Below are 6,461 nucleotides of genomic sequence, written 5' to 3'. Positions count from 1 at the left end.
CTCAACGGAAATATCAGCACTTCTTATAAAAAATTCAGCCTGTTCAGGTATCCGGTAAAAGGGAGTCTGGCCAGGGCGGCCGGGCAGTACCTGGGGGTACATGCATTTATTTTCGAAACCTGCGATAACCCCTCCTTGAGCACACGCGTGAATTACCAGCTAAAAGCCGCTAATACGATGCTGTCACGCCTGAATATGCGGTAACATCTCGAAGCTGGTCAAAGCCCGGCGAATATGTTGCGGTCTAATAACCCTGGCAAAGTCAGGGTTATTGATCTGTATATCTCTATGCAGCGGACGATACCTGTTCAGGTCTGGCGAAAAAGAGATATTGCTGTGTGTGCTGCGGGGATTGTAAAACGTACGCGGATTGCGGGCCGCTAGCGGCGTATTCGTACTGGATTGCCTCCCGCGCGGCCTGTTCCCGGTTTGGCTTAAATCCGAGTCATTGTTCGCATGACCTGAATCGTTCCTCTCACCATAGGTCTCAGCGATGGAGGCTGCCAAGTCGTCTGCTGCGATAAACTGTTCTTCTTTTTTTTTTGGAGCTGTTATTTTCCAGGTCCTGCGCAGGTCTTTTTTCTCGTCCCAGGAGACGCGATTTTCAATCATCCAGGGAATAATCGATATGTCCGCGGCATATTGTGAGGCCAGGTCCAGGGCCTCAATATCCGCCCAAATTTTAGAGAATAAAGCGCGAAAGTACTCTTGATCGCCTTTATAAAAGGCCTGCTGCGCTTCCGCATTATTGAGGTAATTGCCCTGTAGTTGAGCATATCGGCTCACTACTATTTTCGCCAGACATAGTACCGCTGTGGCAATTTCTTTGCTGACCAGCCAGCTCCCCGGGGTACGGTATTCAAATCCCCCGTGGCTTTTGGTGCGATATTCGCTGAGCCGCCCGTAGCGTCTGCGGCGTTTTACCGCAGTAGTCTGGTCTTCTATAAGAAATACCGAGATGCCCAGGTAGTTGTCCAAGGCACGAAGCAACCCGGCGTTGAGAGTTATATTGCTGAAATGGATATGACCTCCGATTGAATAGCCTGGAAACGGCTGACTGCCTGCCACCCATTTGACATTTGGGTAAGGTGCCAGCCGGTTGGCATTGCGCAGAGCGTCCCTTATATTAACGATTAAATGCTGGGGATCACGGTCTGGCCGGGGGCGAATCTCCGCAATCGGCCTTTGCTGCCGATTGGGCAGGCGTATGGCGTCACAGCCGACCATGCCGTCTTTGGGAAAAAACTCCGAAGCCGCTACCATTTTGCCGCTTCTGCTGTTTACCATCATGAATTCAGGGTCAGCCCCCAACTTGACCTCGCGCTCATCCTGAGAGATTATTTTCTCCAGTTTTTTGGCCAGTCGTTCAACGTCTTTAACGCGCAATTGCGGGGACAGATCAAATCCGGCGATCTTCCATTTTCTTTTACCAGTTAAGACGACTTCTACCATCAACATATCCAAACCCAGCAGGATTGAAGCCCGGCGCGCCAATTGAGCCACCTTCATGCTTTCATTTTCTTTGATATACTTTACCTTGGCCGCTTTACCCAGGGTTTCAACACGAATAGAGAGAATCGCCAGGTCGCAGACCAGGATTTGATAAGTGCGGTTGATGCTGTCTTCTTCGCTGTTCAGGCATTGGATCTTGTTGGCCTGAAGAACGGCAAACGCCTTTTCTTTATCCATGGCTAGCGTCATTGCCTGAGGAGGGTTCAGCATCCTGATCCGTTTAGAGCCGTTTACGATTGTGATATCGAAGTATTCCAGCCCCAAAAATGTAGTTTCGGCAGCGGTGATATCGACTTCTGGCTGATTCAGGTGTTCCATAAGTTGTTTTGCGGTTTCATTGGCAGCATACATGAATTGGATATTCATAAGCTAGACCTTTCTGTTAGTTTCATTCTCTGTTCTGCAGCCATGTGGATACAATAATCAGTCAATAGCTGCAGGTGATGGCGGCGAATATCCGGCTCGTTGAAATGGGATGGCTTAGAATTCACCTCCAATATCCATAATTTCCCATCGGGGTCAATGGCGATGTCCATGGATACAATGGCTAGATTTAATCCCAAGCGCTCTTCCAGTAGTACGGGAACGTTGCTGCAAATGTAGTCGAGTTGGTCCTTAATCCCAGCCCTGACGGCAGGGTTGGGAAAAACATGACGGATAACCGTGTTGTAAGCTTCGGCCCGGCCGCCATTGGGGATATGAGTTACAAATTGGCCTCTGCTTGCCACTCTTATTGCTGCTCCAGTCGTAACCCATGAACTGGCGACATCTTTTTGAAACTGAATGCGGATGTCGAATATTCTTCCTTTGTATCTGCATAGTTCCACTACGCGCTGCAGCAAAGAGTTGTCGTTTACACGCATTTTATCCTTAATAGCAGTGTATAGTTCATCAATTGAATTGTACTTATGCCATTGGGTTGGGCCGCTTGATTTAGCCAGGTAATAGCGGTTGGATTGGGCCTTAATCTTAATGATGCCTTTCCCCAGCGACCCATGACTCGGCTTAATTAGAACCTGGCCATAATTGTTGAGCATTACCTCCAGGTTTCCGTGATTGAATGACATGGTGAGCGGAAACAGGCTGGATGTAACCGGCACACCGCTAGCCGCCTGGTATACTTCCCATTTGTTTAAAAAGCGGCTATTAAACATAAATATGTCGGGGTCTGCTTCAAACTGATTCAACAAAGCAATGATCGCCGGGCTTTTTTCCAGACTGCGCTTGCGAATGCGATTGTAGACGATATCAGGGCGAGGAAACAGGCCTTGCATCCATTCGTTATTCAGATTAGTGGTTACTCCTTCTATCAGGCCTTTTCGTTTGTCAACCCCGGATGCCCCGAACATATAGATGAATACCCCTCGCCTGCGGGCGAATCTGATCATTTCTTTATTTATCCTCGTCTCGGAACGTCCCGGATAGCCCCCGGGCCTTATCGCACTGCTGAGAATCCCTACCACAGGCCCTAAATAGAGAGAATGTTCGTCAGAATGGTAAATATTATATGACCAGGCCGGCATTTTCAAACGCACCGCTATTTTCCTGGAAAGCGCAGCCAAGTCTGCTTTGCCCCGTAGTATCGTGCGCTGATACCTGACCGGGCAGGACTGGCTGCCAGCGTATGCTGATACTTCCTGAATTGCTCTGTCATTTTGGGATCTGGCTACTTCTAATTCAGCAATAATATGTTTTTGCATCCTTTTGCCCCTTGTTTGTTTTATAATCCATCATATGAGTAATGCAAATATACCGTGCTTGTTGTGTTAACAAGATGCTAAAAATAAAAATACCGGCACGTAATATGCCGGTACCACAGTGTCGATTAAGTATCTTTTTGATGAATAGCGGTTGTTTTAGGATAGTCCCTAAGTCAATCTGACGAGGCTCACTTATACGTTGAAACGAAAATGGATGATGTCGCCGTCAGCCACCACATACTCCTTGCCTTCCAACCTGAACAGGCCCTTTTCTTTAACCGCAGCCATAGTTCCCATCTCATAAAGATGTTGAAATGCCACCACTTCGGCGCGAATAAAGCCGCGTTCAATATCAGAATGGATCTTGCCCGCAGCCTTGCGCGCCGGGCTGCCTGCAGTGACGGTCCAGGCCTTGACTTCATCTTCCCCTACGGTAAAAAACGATAAAAGATCAAGGCTTTGATATACAGTCCTTGCCACCCTGACCATGCCGGATTCCTGTAAACCCAGCTCTTGCATAAATTCCTGACGCTCATCTCCATCAAGCTCGGCAATATCCCTCTCGATGCTGGCGGAGACCTCGACATAGGGGAGCTGATGGCTTTCCAGATAAGCCCTCACCTTATCCTGACCGGGATAAGTGCCTTCAGCCAGATGATCTTCCCCGATATTAAGACAGACCAGCATGGGCTTGGTGGTTAAAAACTGATATGACAACAACAAGTCGTTTTCCTCCTGATCCAGTTCCACCGTGGATAAAGCCTGTTCATTCTCGAGAGCTTGCTGGAGCTTATGCAACAGGGCCAGCTCTTTCTCCTGGCCTTTTTTCTTCTTGCTCTCTTCGATGCGTTTAATCCTGCGTTCCACCAAACCCAGGTCGGCCAGGAGCAGTTCATAATGAATGTTTTCTATGTCTCTTACCGGGTTAATCCCATCGCCTTGATAAGGGACATTGGAATCAGTAAAAACCCGCACCACATGCAGCAATGCGTCGGCTTTTCGCACCGAGTCCAAAAACATCGTAGCAGCCTTTTCGCTGCCCGGACTCAGCCCGGGTATATCCACCATTTCCAATTGCGCATAGGTGGTCTTTTTAGGTTTATACAGAGCAGACAGCCAGTCGACCCGGTGGTCCGGAACACGCGCCATGGCGGTGTTAGTTTTGCCGACCCCCTGGGTTTTGACCTTGCTTTCCGTCATCAATTCAAAAATGGTGGTTTTGCCTGCCAGCGGCAGTCCGATTATTCCGAGTTGCATTAGATCGTTCCCTTCTTAGACAATGATGAATTTCCACAGCTATTGAGATGTAATAACTATTTAGTTAGCTTTGGTTCAGACTGTATTTAGTATCCGTCTTACACTTACAAGGCGGTACAGGATTATTCTATATAGCCTATGGCCTGCGGAGTAATGCTCAAACACTCCGGCCCGTCTTCGGTCATGACATAGGTGCTCTCCGTACCGATAGCCCCTTCCTCAAATACGAATTTGGGTTCCAGGGCAAAAACCATGCCCGGAACTATGGGGTTCTTCAGCCCGGGGGCGAATACCGGCATCTCATCGGTCTCCAAACCCACCCCATGACCCACAAAGCGCGCCCGGTCCTCCCTGTAGCCCAGGAAATGCTCCTTATAGCCCAGTTCTTCAGCAATTTTCACCGCCAGCAGATAGGGTTCTTCCGCCGCAGTGCCGGGTTTTAAAATACTCAGCATCTGTTCATTGATCATCATGGCTTCCTTAAAGGCTTGCTCCATCTTAGGGGGCAGCTGCCCTATGCAGAAAACCCGGGTTTGATCGCCGCAATAACCGTTGGCGACCCCTACATAATCAACAAACACGACTTCGTTGCGCTTTATAATTTTATTGCCCGCGCCCTGTGGCCAGGCAGGGGTGAGTCCGCAGCCGCTAACTGAACCGTCCATACCGCTGGCCATGGCGCCGGAACTGCCCACGCAGACATTACCCAGGTAGTAATCCTGGTTGAAAGCCCGCATCTTAGCATTTCCTGCCAGACCCGCCCGCCGCATAGCCGCTTCGAGGTAGCTGGCCAGTTCGACTTCCCGCATCCCTTCCCTGAGCACTCTCGGTATCTCAGCAAAACCCGCGTCCAGAATACGCATGGCGGCCCGCACCTGTTCTATTTCAAACGGCGACTTTATCATGCGGATCTTCCTGAGCAGCGGGCTTACATCAAGGAAGGCGGTATTGGGGAAAGCGCGTTGATATGTAGTCAGGTTGTTCACCGGCAGGACGTCAAATTCCAATCCGATTCTGCCCATAGAACCGTATCCAAAGGACTGCAGTATACCGGGCATATCCTTTACGCTCTTCATGGGGACCACGTTTTTCAGCGGGGATTCTTCCTGGCCCCGGCGCAGGCTCTTGCGGATCATCAAGACTGGTTCGCCCTGCGCCGGTACAAAAAGCTGGGCGTTTTGCACCGTTCCGGCCAGGTAGAACATGTCACTGTTCAAGACGATGACCGCTCCGTCCAATTCTTTGCCCGCCAATTCTTGCTGGAACTTTTGAATTCTTGATTCAATCTCTTCTCTAGGCGTTAACAACATTACTTACTCCTCCCTCCTAATCGTAACAACCATTTGGTTTACATAATATTTATTATGTTCTCTATCAGCTACTCGCCCGCATCAAACCGGCTTGAAAGCAAAGCAGGGAGCGATACGCCCGCAGACTACGGTCAGACCACTCCCCGTATTTTCGAGAGCCTCGTCATTTCAAGGTTATTTCACCGAAAGATACTATAAAAAAGATTCCGTTGACCATGATTCCCAGGGCCAGAATGGCATACCCGCCGCCGGGTGAAAACTGGTATAAGCGGGCGGCGTTGCTGGTATTGAAAAAGAACAGCCCGATGGCCAATACCAGCAGTAAAATCACCAATTTGGGCGCTCCGGAACCCGGGAAAAAGACCAGGAGGTAAATGCCATAGGCCAACAGCATCCACACGTTGATGCTTTTTAAAAGCCTGAAAGTATAGTCGTCTTTTTCCGACTGCCCTTTTAATTCCTCGGGTATTTCATCCATGTCTATAACTTCGATTTCTTTTCCGGCATGTTGGGCGATATATTGCAGCATCTCTTCGTACATCTCGGCAGGCGGAGTAATCCCAAAAAACCCTACATTGCTTTTGATGTAAATAAAGCCTTCATCAGGATAGGTGGCATACAAGCGAATGGGGCCCAGGCCTTTGGCTATATATATCCCCACCTGATAACCGGGCCAATCCGC

General features: G+C 49.3%; 6 protein-coding genes. 1 reads left to right on the top strand and 5 read right to left on the bottom strand.

The window, feature by feature from the left end; genetic code table 11:
• Window positions 1-204, top strand: a 204-nt coding sequence (locus B3W37_RS01550) for a hypothetical protein (RefSeq protein WP_483174577.1), incomplete at its 5' end; no start/stop codon positions are given.
• Here the strand turns inward: B3W37_RS01550 and B3W37_RS01545 are convergent.
• The 5 genes from B3W37_RS01545 to B3W37_RS01525 all read right to left on the bottom strand — a co-directional run.
• Window positions 184-1,878 carry a putative amidoligase domain-containing protein gene (locus B3W37_RS01545; protein WP_483174576.1) on the bottom strand — a complete coding sequence of 565 codons (1,695 nt, stop codon included), beginning with the start codon at window positions 1,876-1,878 and terminating at the stop codon, window positions 184-186. The two genes, B3W37_RS01550 and B3W37_RS01545, sit on opposite strands and share 21 nt — an antisense overlap.
• Window positions 1,875-3,212 (bottom strand): YheC/YheD family endospore coat-associated protein, encoded by a 1,338-nt coding sequence (locus B3W37_RS01540; RefSeq protein WP_483174574.1) that lies wholly within the window; start codon window positions 3,210-3,212, stop codon window positions 1,875-1,877. The genes B3W37_RS01545 and B3W37_RS01540 overlap by 4 nt, the downstream gene beginning before the upstream one ends.
• A 192-nt stretch (window positions 3,213-3,404) precedes the next feature.
• Window positions 3,405-4,469 (bottom strand): redox-regulated ATPase YchF, encoded by a 1,065-nt coding sequence (gene ychF / locus B3W37_RS01535; protein ID WP_483171012.1) that lies wholly within the window; start codon window positions 4,467-4,469, stop codon window positions 3,405-3,407.
• A 122-nt stretch (window positions 4,470-4,591) separates the two neighbouring features.
• Complete coding sequence (locus B3W37_RS01530; RefSeq protein ID WP_483171011.1) at window positions 4,592-5,779, bottom strand: M24 family metallopeptidase; 1,188 nt, start codon at window positions 5,777-5,779, stop codon at window positions 4,592-4,594.
• A 163-nt stretch (window positions 5,780-5,942) separates the two neighbouring features.
• Window positions 5,943-6,461 (bottom strand): hypothetical protein (locus B3W37_RS01525; protein WP_483174573.1); only part of this gene is annotated, 519 nt, incomplete at its 5' end.

It is taken from the genome of Syntrophomonas sp. UBA5494 (assembly GCF_002426325.1).
Note: the sequence above shows the minus strand (reverse complement) of the source record. Positions and strands in the feature narration are given on the sequence as shown.

Coding starts and splice junctions, on each gene's coding strand:
- B3W37_RS01545 (WP_483174576.1), bottom strand. CDS start 1,878: ATGAATATCCAATTCATGTATGCTGCCAATGAAACCGCAAAACAACTT.
- B3W37_RS01540 (WP_483174574.1), bottom strand. CDS start 3,212: ATGCAAAAACATATTATTGCTGAATTAGAAGTAGCCAGATCCCAAAAT.
- ychF (WP_483171012.1), bottom strand. CDS start 4,469: ATGCAACTCGGAATAATCGGACTGCCGCTGGCAGGCAAAACCACCATT.
- B3W37_RS01530 (WP_483171011.1), bottom strand. CDS start 5,779: ATGTTGTTAACGCCTAGAGAAGAGATTGAATCAAGAATTCAAAAGTTC.